This window comes from Streptomyces sp. NPDC054834, assembly GCF_053611185.1.
In genome coordinates this window covers 125,628-142,230 of sequence record NZ_JBSGZV010000004.1, presented here as the reverse complement: position 1 = coordinate 142,230, position 16,603 = coordinate 125,628, and the positions used below count along the sequence as shown (strand labels likewise).

Sequence of the window (16,603 nt, the reverse complement as noted above, 5' to 3'; positions counted from 1 at the left end):
CTTTGTGGGACCGGAGGCAACCATGGGGCGGCGGTCCTGCGTCACCCGGTGTACCGGTAAGTAGCCGTCGCCTGCTCGTACAGCCGCGTCACCTCGTCCCGCTCCGCCTCCGGGCCTCGGACCTGCACGATGTGGTAGCGGCCGTCGATGAGGATCGCGATGTTGCGTACGAACAGGTCGCGTCCCTGGCCGTCGGTCCAGGTGAACTGCCCCTCGGCCATGGTCCGCCCGCCCACCTCGATGGTCCTGAGTCCGGTGGCCGTGGCCCAGCTGGAGTCGCGGTAGGGCTGGAGCTCGCTCTCCTTGTCCCGCTGGTACGCCATCGGGTCGCTGCCGTACTTCGCCCCGCTGTCCCGCCCCGGTACGACGATGAGCTCGAAGTTCCCGTGGGAGTAGACGACTTCTCCGCGCCCGTTCTTGGGCGTGCGGGTCCAGCCCTTGGCGACGGCGACCTGGAAGCCCTCGGAGTCCTTGCTCAGGGTGAACCCGTCGGCGACGTCCGGGTTCGTGGTGGTCTGGGTCTCGGTGGAGGGGGCCGACCGGGAGGCGCTCGGATCCGTGCTCGGCGAGGTCCCGGCCGACGACGGCGAGCCGCTGGGGGTGGGTGCCTGGCTCGCATCCCCCGCGGCTCCCGTACGGTCGCCGCTCGCCGCTCCGCCGCTGTTCTCGGACTTCGGCATGAAGAGCATGGCGTAGGCGACCGCGCCGGCCAGCAGGAGCAGTATCAGCAACAGCAGGGTGCGGCCGAGGCTGCGGGGCGAGCGCACCTCCTGCCTGGCCCGCTTGTGCCGGCCGTGCGCGCTGGTCGCGGGCAGCCCGGCGCGCCGCCTGCGCACCAGCTCGCCGCGCCGGCGCACGATCGGCAGCCGGCTCGGGTCGGGAGGCGGCGCCGCTATCACGTGCGTACCGGCCTCCGGCTCGGGCGCGGAACGCACGAGCGAGCGCAGCCAGCCGCCCAGCTCCTCGAAGTCGAGCCGCTCGGTGGGGTCCTGCCGCAGCAGCGACTCCACCACCGGCCTGAGCGGCCCGCACTCCTCCGCGAACGCGGGCGGTTCCGCGCACACCAGCTGCACCAGCTCGGCCGTGGACTCCTCCGGGTACGGCGCGTGTCCCTGCACGGCCCGGAAGAGCAGCGCGCCGAGCGCCCACAGGTCGGTGGCCGGGCCGATGGGGGCCGCCAACTGCCAGTTCTCGTGCACCGGCCCGGCCTGCTCCGGCGCCCACCGCTCGGTCACCGGCCCCACCACGGTCATCCGCACCTGCCGTGCCCGTTCGGCGGCGAGGGGAGTGGCGGGGGCGGAGGGGGTGCGGCGGGCCGGGGCGCCCCAGTGGGGCTCACCGGGGGCGGGCAGGGGCATGGCGGTGGTCTCGCCCGGGGGCAGCGCCGTGCGCGGCTGACCTCCGGTCACGGCCGGGGGCGCGGCTTCGGGGGCGCTGTGCGGGACGGCGCCGTGCCAGGACGCGGCCCGCACACCGTAGGGGTCGGCGATCTGGCCGGGGGGCGTCGTGCCGGTCCGCTGGTCGGTGCCCTGCCCCGGGACGACGTACGGCGGTTGGGCCGAGCCGTTCGCCTGGGCCGTGACGCCGGTGTCGTCCTCGGCGGGCGGGCGGGCGCCGGGCAGTGCGGCCCGTCCGTTCTGCTGGGCCTCCTGCACGCGCGCCGCGGCCCGCGCACCCGCGCGGTACGCGGCGATCGCCCCGGCCCGCGCGGCTCTGATGTCCCCGCCGCTCTCCAGCGCCCGGTGGGCCGGCGCCCCCGGGCCCGGACCGGCACCCGCCTCCTCCGCGCCGGGTGCGAGTCCCCCGGCCGCCCGGGCCTGGATCGCGGCGCGCCGGGCGGCCTCGGGATCCACCTCGCCGGCAGCCGCCCCACCGGGGGTTCCCGGGGCGACGGGACCAGCGAGGCCTTCGGTGTCATCCCCGGTCGGCTGCTCGGGGAAGCCGTCCTGGGCGGGCACCGGGTCGTACCCGGACAGTGCCTCCTCCGCCGCGCCGACCGCGAGACCGGTCAGCATCACGCGCCCGTCGTCGCATATCAGGACGGTGCGTGCGGTGATGTTGCGGTGGACCCAGCCGTGGCCGTGCAGCACCCGCAGCGCCATCAGGACGTCGGAGGCGACCTCCGCGGCCCGGTACGGCGTCAGCGGCCGCTCCGCCAGCAGCGCGGCGAGCGGACGCGCCGCCACCAGCTCGCTCACTATCCACAGCGAGCCCCCCTCGGCGAACACGTCGAAGACCTGGTCGAGCCGCGGGTGGTCGGGGATGCGGGCCGCGGCCTGCGCGGCCTCGACGGCACGCCGTACCGCCGGGTCGGCGGGCCGCCGGGTGGCGGACCGGGCCGCCGGGGGCCGCCGCGCACCGCTCTGACGTGCCGTGAAACCGTCGGGCAGCCCTTCCGCGTCGAGCACCTCGGCCTCGACGATCTCCGGCAACGGCACCTGACGGACCAGGACTTCCTGCCCGCTGTAGGTGTCGAAGGCCCGGGTCTCGGTGAGTTCGTACTCGTCGGAGGGCGGCAGCGGCAGGCGGTAGCGGTCGGCGAGTACCCGACCCGCATAGTCGTCCACAGTGCCTCCCCCGGACACCCGGTTGGTCAAATCCGCTCGCGGCGCGGCCCGTTCTGTACGCATACCTGGATGCGTACGGTCCACAACCACTCACGATACGTGCCAGAGGCAACCTGCATTGAGGGATGCCGGATTCTCCCGCCCCGAACCGGCTCCGGATCAGCTCACTTCTTCGGCTGGAAGGACGTCGTCAGCGTCTTCCAGGTGTCCTTGCGCAGCTCGCCGCCCCACTTGGCCGCCTTCGCGGTGTACATGAGCGCGTACCCCTGATGGCTGTTGACGACGAATCCGCGGTCGATCGTCCGGTACTTCGTCCCGCCCTCGGCGTAGGTGAACTCCCAGTCCGCCGTGTTCCACCCGCGGTAGCCCACGGACTCTATGCGGATCCGCTTGTACTGCGCGCGCACCATGTAGCGTTCCTGGTTCCTCCAGTCCGCCACCGGGTCGTTCTTGGGCGTGTTCGTCCAGGCCACGAGCAGCTTCTGCCCGTCGGGCCCGGTGAAACGGTCTCCCGCGGCGCTGGTGGACTGGAACTTCCAGCCCTTGGGCAACTCGATCGAGTACCCCTGACCGCCCTTGTACGTCGACACCGCCGACGCGCTCGAGCCACCGCCGGAACCCGACGACCCCTTGTCGCCCTCGCTGTCGGCAGCGCTCGCGGCCGCGCCCGAGGTCGTGGCCGTGCCGGTCGTGGTGGACGCGGAATCGTCACCGTCCGTACTCGTGCCGCCGCCCTTGTCCTCCTTGGTGTCGGCGCCCGAGCTCCGGCCGGCGCTTCCGCCGGCGCTCGCACTCGCCACGGCCTTGCCGCCGCCGCTCTTCGCGCCCTTGGAGGAGTCGCTGTCGTCACCGCCGAACATCAGGGCCAGCACCGTGCCGAGCACGGCGAGCGCCACGACGACCGCGATGATCACCAGCGTCCGCTTGGGCACCACGTCGGTGAGCGGTGCCCTGGGCACGGGCCTGGGCGGCAGATCCAGGTCCGGCGGCGGCACCACGGGCCACCCCGAACTCGGCTTCTTGGCCCCCTCACCCGACCGCTGCACCGGCACGGACGAGGATGGAGACGGGGACGGAGATGAGGATGGAGACGGGGATGAGGACGAGGGCGACGACGAAGCCCCGGACGCGGCACCGGCCGCCGCACCGGTCGACTTCCTCGCGGAGGGCTTCCCGGCAGCCGGCCCACCGGACGCCGCGGCCGCTCCGGCACCGGCACCGCTGCCGCCGTTGCCACCGCTGCTGCCGTTGCCGCTCTTCGTCCGCGACGCGGAGCCCGAAGTGGCCGTCCCCGCCGCCACGGCCTTGCGGACGGAACGCAGTGCCCCGCGCAGCTTCTCCCCGGGCTCCTTGCCCGAACCGCCGTCGCCCGCCCCGCCCTTGTCGCCGGCCCCGCCGGGCTGCGCCGGCAGCGGAACGACGCGGGTGGCGTCCATGGCGTCCGGACCGGACGCGTTGATCACCGCGTCGAGCAGTGCCCGGGCGCCCGCGTCGGCGAGCCGCTTGTCCGGGTCCTTGTTGAGCAGCCCGTAGATGACGTCCTTGAGCGGGCCGGCATTCTTGGGCTCTTCCAGCGGCTCGGTCATCACGGCGGTGAGCGTGGCGATGGCCGACCCCTTGTCGTAGGGCGGTGCGCCCTCGACCGCCGCGTAGAGCAGGCCGCCGAGCGACCACAGGTCCGCCGCGGGGCCCGGCTTGTGGCCGCGGGCACGCTCCGGGGAGATGTAGGAGGGCGCGCCGACGAGCATGCCGGTCGAGGTGATGGACGGGTCGCCCTCGACCTGCGCGATGCCGAAGTCGGTGAGCACGACCCGGCCGTCCTCGGCGATGAGCACGTTGGACGGCTTCACGTCCCGGTGCAGGATGCCCTCGCGGTGCGCCGAACGCAGCACATCGAGGATCGCGAGCCCGACCTCCGCGGCGCGCTTGGGCTCCAGCACGCCGTCCTCGCGGATGACCTCGGCGAGGGACTTGCCCTCGACCAGCTCCATCACGATCCACGGCCGGTCGTCCTCGTCGACCACGTCGAAGACCGTCACCGCGCTGTTGTTGCGGATCCGGGCGATCGCCTTGGCCTCGCGCAGGGTGCGCGTGATCAGGCGCCGCTTCTCCTCCTCGTCGATGTTCGTCGGGAACCGCAGTTCCTTGACGGCGACGGTCCGCCCGAGGGTCTCGTCCTCGGCGCGCCACACCGTGCCCATGCCGCCGCGGCCGAGTACGTCCCCCAGCCGGTACCGACCCGCGAGAAGACGCCCCTCGTTCTTGTCCTGACGAGTCTCCTGACGGGGTGTCCCCGCCCGCTCCGCCTCCGACATGCGTCCCCTCATGCAACCCGCCCTGACAGAGCCTCCATTGTCCCTCACCCGACAAGTGCTCGACGCCCAGGGGGCCCCGCACTCCGCCGGAGGCCCGTGGGACGTGCGGGCCAGGTGAGGTGCGGGTTCGGCATTTCGGGATGATGGGTGGCGACAAGGCACGAGCCGAAATGCCGCCACCACGGACACTCACGGCCATACCGGCGTCACCGGCGCCCGCGCGCCCCGCCCCTGACCCCATATCAGGCCGGATGACATCGGGCCGTACGCAATCAGGCCGTATGAATGGCGCGGGCCCCCGTCGGCCTACAACGGCACGATGTCCGGCGCCCCCAGCCGCGCCGCGTCCGCCGTCAGGTCGTCGGGCTGGCGCTGCGACTCCCGCTCGGCCTCGACCCGCTTCTCGTAGTGCTGGACCTCGCGCTCGATCTGGTCCTTGTCCCAGCCGAGTACCGGAGCCATCAGCTCGGCGGCCTCGCGGGCGCTGCGGGTGCCCCGGTCGAAGGTCTCGATGGAGATGCGGGTGCGGCGGGTGAGCACGTCGTCCAGGTGCCGGGCGCCCTCGTGGGAAGCGGCGTACACCACCTCGGCGCGCAGATAGTCGTCGGCGGCCTTCAAGGGCTCGCCGAGCCCGGGATCGGCGGCGATGAGGTCCAGGACCTCCTCGGCGTTCGAGCCGTACCGGTTCAGCAGATGCTCCACCCGCACCACGTGCAGCCCGGTCCGCGCGGCCGTCCGGGCGCGCGCGTTCCACAGCGCACGGTAGCCCTCCGCGCCCAGCAGCGGGACGTCCTCGGTGACGCACTCGGCGACCCGCATGTCGAGCCCGTGCACCGCCTCGTCGACGGCGTCCTTCGCCATCACCCGGTACGTCGTGTACTTGCCGCCCGCGACGACCACCAGCCCGGGCACCGGATGCGCCACGGTGTGCTCCCGCGACAGTTTGCTGGTCGCGTCGGACTCCCCGGCGAGCAGCGGACGCAGCCCCGCGTACACGCCCTGGACGTCGTCGCGCGACAGGGGCACCGAGAGCACCGAGTTGACGTGTTCCAGCAGGTAGTCGATGTCGGCGCTGGAGGCGGCCGGATGGGCCTTGTCGAGGTCCCAGTCGGTGTCGGTGGTCCCGAGGATCCAGTGCCGGCCCCATGGGATGACGAACAGGACCGACTTCTCCGTGCGCAGGATCAGCCCTGTCGTGGAGTGGATGCGGTCCTTGGGGACGACCAGGTGGATGCCCTTGGAGGCACGGACGTGGAACTGTCCCCGCTCGCCCACCAGCGCCTGGGTGTCGTCGGTCCACACACCGGTGGCGTTGACGACCTGCTTGGCGCGGATCTCGTACTCGCCGCCGCCCTCGACGTCCTGCACCCGGGCGCCGACGACCCGTTCGCCCTCGCGCAGGAATCCCGTCACGCGCGCGCGGTTGGCGGCGCGGGCGCCGTACGACACCGCCGTGCGCACGAGGGTCGCCACGAAGCGGGCGTCGTCCATCTGGGCGTCGTAGTACTGGAGGGCGCCGACCAGCGCGTCCTTGCGCAGGGCGGGCGCCACCCGCAGGGCGTGACTGCGGGTCAGGTGGCGGTGCATGGGAAGGCCCCGGCCGTGGCCGCGGGCCATCGACATGGCGTCGTAGAGGGCGACGCCCGACCCGGCGTACCAGCGCTCCCAGCCCTTGTGCTGGAGCGGGTACAGGAACGGCACCGGCTTGACCAGGTGCGGGGCGAGGCGCTCCAGCAGCAGCCCACGTTCCTTCAGGGCCTCGCGGACGAGCGCGAAGTCGAGCATCTCCAGATAGCGCAGGCCTCCGTGTATGAGCTTGCTGGACCTGCTGGAGGTGCCCGACGCCCAGTCGCGGGCCTCGACCAGTCCCGTGGACAGACCGCGGGTGACGGCGTCCAGCGCGGTACCCGCGCCGACCACGCCGCCACCGACGACCAGTACGTCCAGTTCACGCTCGGCCATGGCCGCCAGGGACTCGGCGCGCTGCGCCGGCCCCAGTGTCGCTGTCCTCACCGCTGCCTCCCGCTACTCCGTCATCGGTCGCGTCGGCCGCACCCGGTGGGCGAAGCCCGGTTCCTCTCCCCCATGCCCAAAATTCTGACCGGCTTGCCCCACTTCAGCCACCACTCGCCCCCAGCCTGTGGACAACCGGCGTGTGACCAGCGGAAGACGCGGAAGACACAAGAACGCAATCCCGCATCAAGGTCATATTTACTCCTAGTCTGACATTGCGCCCGTCCATCTTGTCCACCGGGCTTGCGCACCTGTCCCGCTTCGGCTACTGGGAAGGACGGCTCACGCCACATGCCCGCAGACCTCGCCGTCATCGGACTCGGCCCCTACGGACTCCCCCTGGCCCAGGCCGCCGTCGCCGCCGGAATCCCCACACTCGGATACGCCGCCGGCCCCGACTCCGGCTCCCTCAGCCCCGCCGAACTGCGCCGGATGCTCGCACGGGGCTTCCGGCCGACCGACGACCCCGCGGCGCTGGGGCGGGTGCGCACCGCCGTGATCTGCGCGCCGACCCCGCGCGGGGCGGACGGCAGGCTCGACCTCGGCCAGGTCGAGACGGCCGCCCGCACCCTGGCGCAGCGGCTGCGTCCGCACACCACGGTGATCCTGGAGTCGCCCGTGCACCCCGGCACGACGGAGGAGTTCCTCCGCCCCCTGCTGGAGGAGGGCTCGGGACTCCGCGCGGGCCGCGACTTCCACCTCGCCTACTCCCCCAGCCGCGTCGACCCGGGCAACCGGGACTTCACCCCGGCCGGCACCCCCAAGGTCATCGGCGGTCTCACCCCCGCCTGCACCGAGTCGGCCGCCGCCTTCTACGGGCGGCTCACCGACAAGGTGGTACGCGCGCGTGGCCCGCGCGAGGCGGAGACCGTGCAGCTGCTCGAGACCAACTACCGGCACGTGAACATCGCACTTGTCAACGAGATGGCCGTGCTCTGCCACGACCTGGGCGTCGACCTGTGGGACGTGATCCGCTGCGCGGAGACCAAGCCGTTCGGCTTCCAGGCCTTCCGGCCGGGCCCGGGCGTCGGCGGCCACGGGCTCGCGCAGGACCTGACCGGGCACACCGGCCGCAATCTGCGCATGGTGGAACTGGCCCAGCAGGTCAACAGCCGGATGCCCCGGTACGTCGTCCAGCGCGCCGCCGCGCTGCTCAACGAGCACGGCAAGTCGGCCCGCGGCGCGCGTGTGCTGCTGCTGGGCGTCACCTACAAGGCCGACCTGGCCGACCAGCAGGAAACGCCCGCGCAGGAGATCGCCGTCCGGCTGATGGGGCTGGGCGCCACCGTCAGCTACCACGACCCGTACGTGGGCTCGTGGAGCGTCCTGGACCGCCCGGTCCCGCGCGCGGACGCCCTCTACGAGGCCGTCGCCGAGGCCGACCTCACGATCCTGCTCCAGCAGCACCGCACGTACGACCTCCAGGGCCTGGCGGTGAAGGCCCAGCTGCTGCTGGACACGCGGGGGGCGACGCCGGCGGGGACCGCGCACCGGCTCTGAGCGGGCCGAGCGGGGGTTCCGGGTCGATAACGCCGTCGTTCCGGGCGCATAACGCCGTCGTTCTGGACGAAAATCCCCGTCGGTGTTGTCGCCGGTGCCTGCTAATGTCCCCACTCGTCGCACAGCCGTGCACCTTCGCAACGCCATCCAGCTCTGCCTTACTTCGGGGGGATTCCTGTCATGAGCCAGTCAGCTCCGCCGCCGCACTCCGAGCCGCAGCCCCAGCCGGCCGACGCCAACCCGTACGCCCAGCAGGCGCCCGCCGGGGCCCCGTTCGCCCCGCCGGTACCGCCTGCGCCGCCGCAGAAGGACAACGTCGGCCTCGGCCTGGTGGCGGCCCTCGGTGCGGCCCTGGTCGCCGCCGCCCTCTACGGCGTCGTCATCGGCCTGACCAAGCACGAGATCGGCTGGGCCGCGGTCGGCGTCGGCTTCGTCATCGGCCTCGCGGCGGGCAGGGTGGGCGGCCGCAACCCCGCCCTCGGAGTCGTCAGCGCGGTGCTCGCGCTGGGCTCGGTCTACATCGGCCAGCTGGTCGGCGAGGCCATGATCGGCGCCGACGCCATCGGCGTGAGCTTCTCGAAGCTGTTCTTCCAGCACTTCGGCCTCGTCCAGGAGGCCTGGAAGGCAGACGCCGACCCGCTCACCTTCGTCTTCTTCGCGATCGCCGCGTTCGCCGCGTTCTCGGGCGCCAAGAAGGCCGCGGCCTGACAACAGAGCATGCGAAGGGCCCGTCCACCTGAGTACCTGAGTGGACGGGCCCTTCGCATCATGCGCAATCGCGCCCCGCCAGGGGCGCGGGGCCGTTCTGATATGCGGCTGCCGCCGCGTGGGCGCGACCAGCCCCCACCGCCCCGCGGATGAACGAACCGCCGAACCGGCGGAGCGTCAACGCTTGTGCTGGCTGTCCGCCACCGTCACCTCAACCCGCTGGAACTCCTTCAGCTCGCTGTAGCCGGTCGTGGCCATGGCGCGGCGCAGGGCACCGAAGAAGTTCATCGAGCCGTCGGGGAAGTGGGACGGGCCGGTGAGGATCTCCTCGATGGTGCCGACCGTGCCGAGGTCGACCTTCTTGCCGCGCGGCAGCTCCTCGTTGACGGCCTCCATGCCCCAGTGGTGACCCTTGCCGGGCGCGTCCGTCCCGCGGGCCAGCGGGGAGCCCATCATCACCGAGTCCGCGCCGCAGGCGATCGCCTTCGGGAGGTCACCGGACCAGCCGACGCCACCGTCCGCGATCACGTGCACGTACCGGCCGCCGGACTCGTCCATGTAGTCGCGGCGGGCGGCGGCCACGTCGGCCACGGCCGTGGCCATCGGGACCTGGATGCCCAGCACGTTGCGCGTGGTGTGCGCGGCGCCGCCGCCGAAGCCGACCAGGACGCCGGCCGCGCCGGTGCGCATCAGGTGCAGGGCCGCGGTGTAGGTGGCACAGCCGCCGACGATCACCGGGACGTCGAGTTCGTAGATGAACTGCTTCAGGTTCAGCGGCTCGTGCGAGGACGAGACGTGCTCCGCCGACACCGTGGTGCCCCGGATGACGAAGATGTCCACACCGGCGTCCACGACCGCCTTGGAGAACTGGGCCGTGCGCTGCGGGGAGAGCGCCGCGGCGGTGACCACGCCGGAGTCGCGCACCTCCTTGATGCGCGCGCCGATCAGCTCCTCCTTGATGGGAGCGGTGTAGATCTCCTGAAGGCGACGGGTCGCGGCCTCGGCGGGCAGCTCGGCGATCTCGTCGAGCAGCGGCTGCGGGTCCTCGTACCGCGTCCACAGGCCCTCGAGGTTGAGCACGCCCAGACCGCCCAGCTCACCGATGCGGATCGCGGTGGCCGGGGAGACGACGGAGTCCATGGGGGCGGCCAGGAAGGGCAGCTCGAAACGGTAGGCGTCGATCTGCCAGGCGATCGAGACCTCCTTCGGGTCCCGCGTACGGCGGCTGGGGACGACGGCGATGTCGTCGAAGGCGTACGCCCGGCGGCCGCGCTTGCCGCGCCCGATCTCGATCTCAGTCACGTCTGTGGCCTTTCCCTCTGCTTTTCGCGGCTTCTATCCGGCCCCGGTGTCCACGATCGGTGAACATCAGGTCGAATCCGCCCCATGAGGGGACCGTCCTGACACGATGTTGCTCCCCACACGCGAGCCACCGTAAGGCACAAGCCCGGCCCCCGGGCCGGTGGACCCGGTTTTCACGTGGCATGGACCGTGTGAGGCGCGGGGCCCAGTCAACGGCCTCTGTCCTCGCGAGGACCGGACGCGAACGGCTCACCACAGCCAGTGGTGCTACGTAGCGCAAGCTCGACGCTTCGGCGCCGGGCAGTTGACCGCCTTCCAGTATCCCCGATATTGGCAGGGGGCGGCCCGGGCACTCCGGAACCGCCCCCTGGAACGCGCGAGCTACCTCTTGCTGCTGTAGTTCGGCGCCTCGACCGTCATCTGGATGTCGTGCGGGTGGCTCTCCTTCAGGCCCGCCGAGGTGATCCGGACGAAGCGGCCGTTCTCCTGGAGGTCGGGCACCGTCCGGCCGCCGACGTAGAACATCGACTGGCGCAGACCGCCGACCAGCTGGTGGACGACCGAGGAGAGCGGGCCGCGGTAGGGCACCTGGCCCTCGATGCCCTCGGGGATCAGCTGCTCGTCGGAGGCGACGCCCTCCTGGAAGTAACGGTCCTTGGAGAACGACCTGCGGTCGCCGCGGGTCTGCATGGCACCCAGGGAGCCCATGCCGCGGTACGACTTGAACTGCTTGCCGTTGATGAACAGCAGCTCGCCCGGCGACTCCTCGCAGCCCGCGAGCAGGGAGCCCAGCATCACCGTGTCGGCGCCCGCGACCAGGGCCTTGGCGATGTCGCCGGAGTACTGGAGACCGCCGTCGCCGATCACCGGGACACCGGCCGCCTTGGCGGCGAGCGCGGCCTCGTAGATGGCCGTGACCTGCGGAACGCCGACGCCGGCGACCACACGGGTCGTACAGATCGAACCCGGGCCGACGCCGACCTTGATGCCGTCGGCGCCCGCGTCGACGAGCGCCTGGGCGCCGTCTCGGGTGGCGATGTTGCCGCCGATGACGTCGACGCCGGAGGAGTTGGACTTGATCTTGGCGATCATGTCGCCGACCAGCCGGGAGTGGCCGTGCGCGGTGTCGACGACGATGAAGTCGACACCGGCCTCGATCAGGGCCTGGGCGCGCTCGAAGGCGTCACCGGCCACACCGACCGCCGCGCCGACGAGCAGGCGGCCCTCGGCGTCCTTCGCGGCGCTCGGGTACTTCTCCGCCTTGACGAAGTCCTTGACCGTGATCAGGCCCTTGAGGACGCCCTCGTCGTCGACCAGCGGCAGCTTCTCGATCTTGTGCTTGCGCAGCAGCTCCATCGCCTCGACGCCGGAGATGCCGACCTTGCCGGTGACCAGCGGCATCGGCGTCATGACCTCGCGCACGCGGCGCGAACGGTCGGTCTCGAAGGCCATGTCACGGTTGGTGACGATGCCGAGCAGCTTCTTGGCCGGGTCGGTGACCGGCACGCCGCTGATGCGGAACTTGGCGCACAGCGCGTCGGCCTCGGCGAGGGTGGCGTCCGGGTGCACCGTGATGGGGTCCGCGACCATGCCGGACTCCGAGCGCTTCACCAGGTCGACCTGGTTGGCCTGGTCCTCGATGGAGAGATTGCGGTGCAGCACGCCGACGCCGCCCTGACGGGCCATCGCGATCGCCATCCGCGACTCGGTGACCTTGTCCATGGCGGCGGACAGCAGCGGGATGTTGACCCGCACGTTCTTGGAGACGTACGAGGCGGTGTCGATCTCGTCGGGTGCCATGTCCGACGCGCCCGGCAGCAGCAGCACGTCGTCGTAGGTCAGCCCGAGCGTCGCGAATTTACCGGGCACTCCGTCGACGTTGGCAGTCATGACACCTTCCCCAAATGGCCTTGATCGGTGCGGATGTCCATGCTAACGGGAAGCGCGGCTAGCAAATTCCACGGTTCCGGAGGACCCCGAGCTTCGTATGTTCGTACGGAATGAGCCGGCCGCCTGTTCAAGGAAGGCGCTTACGGCCCCGTGGGCCACCAGCGGTTGCCTACTGCTCGGCGAGCGCCCGCAACCGGCTCAGCGCCCTGTGCTGAGCCACCCGGACCGCGCCGGGTGACATTCCCAACATCTGACCCGTCTCCTCCGCCGTCAAGCCCACCGCGATGCGCAGCAGCAGCAGCTCGCGCTGGTTCTCGGGGAGGTTGGCCAGCAGTTTCTTCGCCCACTCGGCGTCGCTGCTGAGCAGGGCGCGCTCCTCGGGGCCGAGGGAGTCGTCCGGGCGCTCCGGCATCTCGTCCGAGGGGACGGCCGTAGAGCCGGGGTGACGCATCGCGGCACGCTGGAGGTCGGCGACCTTGTGCGAGGCGATGGCGAAGACGAAGGCCTCGAAGGGGCGGCCGGTGTCCCGGTAGCGCGGCAGGGCGAGCAGGACCGCGACGCAGACCTCCTGCGCGAGGTCCTCCACGAAGTGGCGTGCGTCGCCCGGGAGCCGGGACAGACGGGTGCGGCAGTAGCGCAGCGCGAGGGGGTGCACATGGGCGAGCAGGTCGTGCGTGGCCTGCTCGTCCCCGTCGACGGCGCGATGCACGAGCGCACCGAACGTCCCCTGAGCCGTGCCCGCCTCGTCGTCGCGCATCGGTCCATGGTGCCTTGCGGCCGTCCGGTCCGTCGCATCGTGCTCGTGGTTGTGCACCGAAGCGTTATGAGCAGGTGCGCCGGCACTCATTCCCTGCGCCCTCCCCTTCCGCTCGACCGACTCGTCCCCGAGGAACTCCACAACTCAAGGATGCGGCATCCGCGGCGAAACGAGCGTCGGTCACCCGACAGGCCTCTCCACCGGGCGGCTCGGACAGCCGCCGGGCACCCCCGTCAGGGCCCGTCGCGAAAGTCCCCTCGACCACCGGCCGCAAGGTGCCGACGGTCCGGCGACGCCCGGCCCGCTCGGCCACCATCGGTACGGGCATCGGTACGGGGACCTGCGCGTCGGCACGCCGAGAGCACGCACCGACCGCGGCATCAGCCTCCCCCGCACTCGAACGGCCTCGCGCGGGGGCACCCCCGTCGTGACGGGTGCCGGGCCCGCCCTTCGGGCGGGCGACGGGACTTTCGTCACAGGCCCCAGGGCTCACCGCCCTACCGGACCAGTCCCCACCGGAAGCCGAGCGCGACCGCGTGCGCCCGGTCCGAGGCTCCGAGCTTCTTGAACAGGCGCCGGGCGTGGGTCTTGACGGTGTCCTCGGAGAGGAACAGCTCGCGGCCGATCTCGGCGTTCGAGCGGCCGTGGCTCATGCCCTCCAGGACCTGGATCTCGCGCGCGGTGAGAGTGGGCGCGGCGCCCATCTCGGCGGAGCGCAGCCGGCGCGGGGCCAGCCGCCAGGTCGGGTCGGCGAGGGCCTGGGTCACCGTGGCCCGCAGCTCCGCGCGGGAGGCGTCCTTGTGCAGGTAACCCCGGGCGCCGGCGGCGACGGCGAGGGCCACGCCGTCGAGGTCCTCGGCGACGGTGAGCATGATGATGCGCGCGCCCGGGTCTGCGGACAGCAGCCGGCGCACGGTTTCGACGCCACCCAGGCCGGGCATGCGCACGTCCATCAGAATGAGGTCCGAGCGGTCCGCTCCCCAGCGGCGGAGGACTTCCTCGCCGTTGGCCGCGGTCGTAACGCGCTCGACGCCGGGCACGGTCGCGACCGCGCGGCGCAGCGCCTCTCGGGCAAGCGGGGAGTCGTCGCAGACGAGGACGGATGTCATGGCCGCCCTCCGCAGCTGATGCGCGTCACCTTGAGCCTCCAGGCTGGTACGGAATCGTCACCTGTGCGGTCGAACGTCTCGGACGCCTGCCCGAGCACTTGTGTTTTCAACCGCCTCCGCACTCTCAACGACGGTCACTCGAAAGAGTTACGGGGCTGCATGCCATCTTCGGCACTCTACGTGAGGGTGCCGACACGGAGCAGACATGCCCGGCGGACCCTCAACTTTTCATCACAACCCATGCCCCATTCAGCCCTTTTTCGTACCGTTTTTCGGTGTCTGGGGCTAGATTCGCAATGAGTCATATTTTCATCTCCTTAGACCGGAGATGTACGGTCGTTGGCACCGTATCCGCCAAGAACGGCTACAAGGGGTCACGCAATGGCAGATTTCTCCCGCCTTCCCGGACCGAACGCGGACCTGTGGGACTGGCAGCTCCTGGCTGCCTGCCGCGGGGTCGACAGCTCGCTCTTCTTCCATCCGGAGGGCGAGCGCGGGGCGGCTCGGAGCGCTCGAGAGAACTCGGCCAAGGAGGTCTGCATGAGGTGCCCGGTCCGCGCGCAGTGCGCGGCACATGCCCTGGCGGTGCGCGAGCCGTACGGCGTGTGGGGCGGCCTGACCGAGGACGAGCGCGAGGAGCTCATGGGGCGGGCACGGAACCGGCTGGTGTCGGCGTCGTCGACCAGCGGGGACACCGCCCCGAACGATTGAAGGAACGTTTCTGCGTTATCTCAGCACTATCCGCCCCATGGGCACGCACACGCGTGCCCATTTCTCCGCGCCGCCTCAGCGACGCGCGGCCCGGGCCAGCTGCTCCAGCGTGGCCGCCACCGCCGGCACCTGAGCCAGGTCGGGCAGGGTGAGGGCGACGATCTCCCGGCGCACCGCCGGTTCAAGCGCGAGGACGCGGGCGCCCCTGGGCCGTACGGACTCGATCGCGAGCTGGGGCAGCACGGCGACCCCCAGACCGGCGCCCACCAGGCCGACCACCGCCGGGTAGTCGTCGGTGGCGAAGTCGATGCGGGGTGTGAAGCCCGCGCTCTCGCAGACCTCCACCAGCTGCCCCCGGCAGCGCGGGCAGCCCGCGATCCAGGGTTCCCCGGCCAGTTCGCCGATGGCCACGGACTCCGCGCGCGCGAGGCGGTGCCGTTCGGGTACGAGACCCACCAGGCGGTCCGTCAGCAGCGGCCGTACGACGAGGTCGTCCCACTCCTCGGCGCCCGCGGCCCCCTCGTACCGGAAGGCGAGCGCCACATCGCAGTCGCCCTCGCGCAGCAGTTCGACGGACTTCGGGGGCTCGGCCTCCTCCAGGGAGACCCGGGTGCCGGGGTGGGCGGCACGCAGAGCGGCGAGGGCGGTGGGGACGAGGGTGGAGCTGCCGCTGGGGAAGGAGACCAGTCGTACCCGGCCCGCCCGCAGCCCGGCGATCGCGGCGACCTCCTCCTCGGCGGCGGTGAGCCCGGCCAGGATCCCCGACGCGTGCCGGACGAGCGCCTCGCCGGCCTGGGTCAGGCGCATCTCCCGGCCGCTGCGGATCAGCAGCGGGGTGCCGACCGACGCCTCCAGGGCCTTCATCTGCTGGCTGACCGCGGGCTGGGTGCAGCCCAGCTCGCGCCCCGCCGCCGAGAAGGAACCGGTGGTGGCGACGGCGCGCAGGACGCGGAGATGACGGGCCTCTATCACGTCACGAGCATAAGCCAGCCTTGGGTGTGACGCCCAATAATGCGTGGACACTTTGGGAAGCGGTCCCCTACCGTGCGGGCATGAAGCTTCTCTCGGTCAATCTGGGCCGTCCGCGGGCGGTGCCGTACACGGACCAGCCCGAGGGTGTGACGGGCATCGACAAGCGCCCGGCCGACGGGCCGGTGCGGGTGGCGGCTCCGGGCCCCAAGGGTGTGGGCGGGAGCGGGCTCGCCGGGGACGCGGTGTGCGAGTTGCGCCACCACGGCGGGGACGACCAGGCGGTGTACGCGTACGCGCGAGAGGACCTCGACGCCTGGGAGCGAGAACTGGGCCGGTCACTGGCCAACGGCCGTTTCGGCGAGAACCTCACGACGAGCGGTCTGGACGTCTCCGGGGCGCTGATCGGCGAACGCTGGCGGATCGGTTCCGAGGTGATCCTGGAGGTGACCTCGGGACGGATCCCCTGCCGTACGTTCCAGGGCCACCTGGGCGAACGGGGCTGGGTGAAGAGGTTCACCCAGAAGGGCGCGACGGGTGCCTACCTGCGAGTGATCGAGCCGGGTGAGATACGGGCGGGCGATCCGATCGAGATCGTGCACCGACCGGACCACGAGGTGACGGCGGCGATGGAGTTCCGTGCGGTCACCACGGAGCGGGAGCTGCTGCCGCGCCTGCTCGCCGCCGGTGCGGCGCTGCACTCGGAGGCGCTGGCGGCGGCCCGCAAGTACGTGGCCGATCAGCGCCGCTGAGGGCCTGTCA

At 71.8% G+C, this 16,603-nt stretch carries 12 protein-coding genes; 4 read left to right on the top strand and 8 right to left on the bottom strand.

The window, feature by feature from the left end; all coding sequences use genetic code 11:
* Positions 1-41: 41 nt before the first annotated feature.
* From ACWGJM_RS07905 to ACWGJM_RS07895, 3 genes are all read right to left on the bottom strand, one after another.
* Positions 42-2,567, bottom strand: a complete 2,526-nt coding sequence (locus ACWGJM_RS07905; protein ID WP_453410778.1) for a protein kinase — start codon at positions 2,565-2,567, stop codon at positions 42-44.
* A 164-nt stretch (positions 2,568-2,731) separates the two neighbouring features.
* Complete coding sequence (locus ACWGJM_RS07900) at positions 2,732-4,882, bottom strand: serine/threonine-protein kinase (RefSeq protein WP_453410951.1); 2,151 nt, start codon at positions 4,880-4,882, stop codon at positions 2,732-2,734.
* 306 nt (positions 4,883-5,188) lie between these two features.
* Complete coding sequence (locus tag ACWGJM_RS07895; RefSeq protein ID WP_453410777.1) at positions 5,189-6,895, bottom strand: glycerol-3-phosphate dehydrogenase/oxidase; 1,707 nt, start codon at positions 6,893-6,895, stop codon at positions 5,189-5,191.
* A gap of 291 nt (positions 6,896-7,186) precedes the next feature.
* On the opposite strand from ACWGJM_RS07895, the gene ACWGJM_RS07890 reads away from it, so the two are divergent.
* Both ACWGJM_RS07890 and ACWGJM_RS07885 read left to right on the top strand, forming a co-directional pair.
* Entirely contained in the window at positions 7,187-8,395 is a 1,209-nt protein-coding gene (locus ACWGJM_RS07890) for a nucleotide sugar dehydrogenase (protein WP_453410776.1), read from the top strand.
* Positions 8,396-8,575: 180 nt separating this feature from the next.
* Positions 8,576-9,103, top strand: coding sequence for a hypothetical protein (locus ACWGJM_RS07885; RefSeq protein WP_453410775.1), 528 nt, complete (start codon positions 8,576-8,578; stop codon positions 9,101-9,103).
* A 177-nt stretch (positions 9,104-9,280) separates the two neighbouring features.
* Here ACWGJM_RS07885 and ACWGJM_RS07880 read toward each other — a convergent pair whose 3' ends face one another.
* From ACWGJM_RS07880 to ACWGJM_RS07865, 4 genes are all read right to left on the bottom strand, one after another.
* Positions 9,281-10,405 carry a GuaB3 family IMP dehydrogenase-related protein gene (locus tag ACWGJM_RS07880; protein WP_453410774.1) on the bottom strand — a complete coding sequence of 375 codons (1,125 nt, stop codon included), beginning with the start codon at positions 10,403-10,405 and terminating at the stop codon, positions 9,281-9,283.
* 381 nt (positions 10,406-10,786) lie between these two features.
* Positions 10,787-12,295 (bottom strand): IMP dehydrogenase, encoded by a 1,509-nt coding sequence (gene guaB / locus ACWGJM_RS07875; RefSeq protein ID WP_453410773.1) that lies wholly within the window; start codon positions 12,293-12,295, stop codon positions 10,787-10,789.
* 169 nt (positions 12,296-12,464) lie between these two features.
* Positions 12,465-13,052: a sigma-70 family RNA polymerase sigma factor gene (locus tag ACWGJM_RS07870; RefSeq protein WP_361447966.1), complete on the bottom strand. Its 588-nt coding sequence runs from the start codon at positions 13,050-13,052 to the stop codon at positions 12,465-12,467.
* Between the two features lie 497 nt (positions 13,053-13,549).
* Positions 13,550-14,161, bottom strand: coding sequence for a response regulator transcription factor (locus ACWGJM_RS07865; RefSeq protein ID WP_003948568.1), 612 nt, complete (start codon positions 14,159-14,161; stop codon positions 13,550-13,552).
* Between the two features lie 381 nt (positions 14,162-14,542).
* On the opposite strand from ACWGJM_RS07865, the gene ACWGJM_RS07860 reads away from it, so the two are divergent.
* Complete coding sequence (locus tag ACWGJM_RS07860) at positions 14,543-14,872, top strand: WhiB family transcriptional regulator (protein WP_453410772.1); 330 nt, start codon at positions 14,543-14,545, stop codon at positions 14,870-14,872.
* Positions 14,873-14,947: 75 nt separating this feature from the next.
* Here ACWGJM_RS07860 and ACWGJM_RS07855 read toward each other — a convergent pair whose 3' ends face one another.
* On the bottom strand, positions 14,948-15,844 hold the full coding sequence (locus ACWGJM_RS07855) for a LysR family transcriptional regulator (RefSeq protein ID WP_453410771.1): 897 nt from the start codon (positions 15,842-15,844) through the stop codon (positions 14,948-14,950).
* Positions 15,845-15,924: 80 nt separating this feature from the next.
* Here ACWGJM_RS07855 and ACWGJM_RS07850 point away from each other — a divergent pair, with 80 nt between their 5' ends.
* Positions 15,925-16,593, top strand: coding sequence for an MOSC domain-containing protein (locus tag ACWGJM_RS07850; protein ID WP_453410770.1), 669 nt, complete (start codon positions 15,925-15,927; stop codon positions 16,591-16,593).
* The last annotated feature ends 10 nt before the right edge of the window (positions 16,594-16,603 follow it).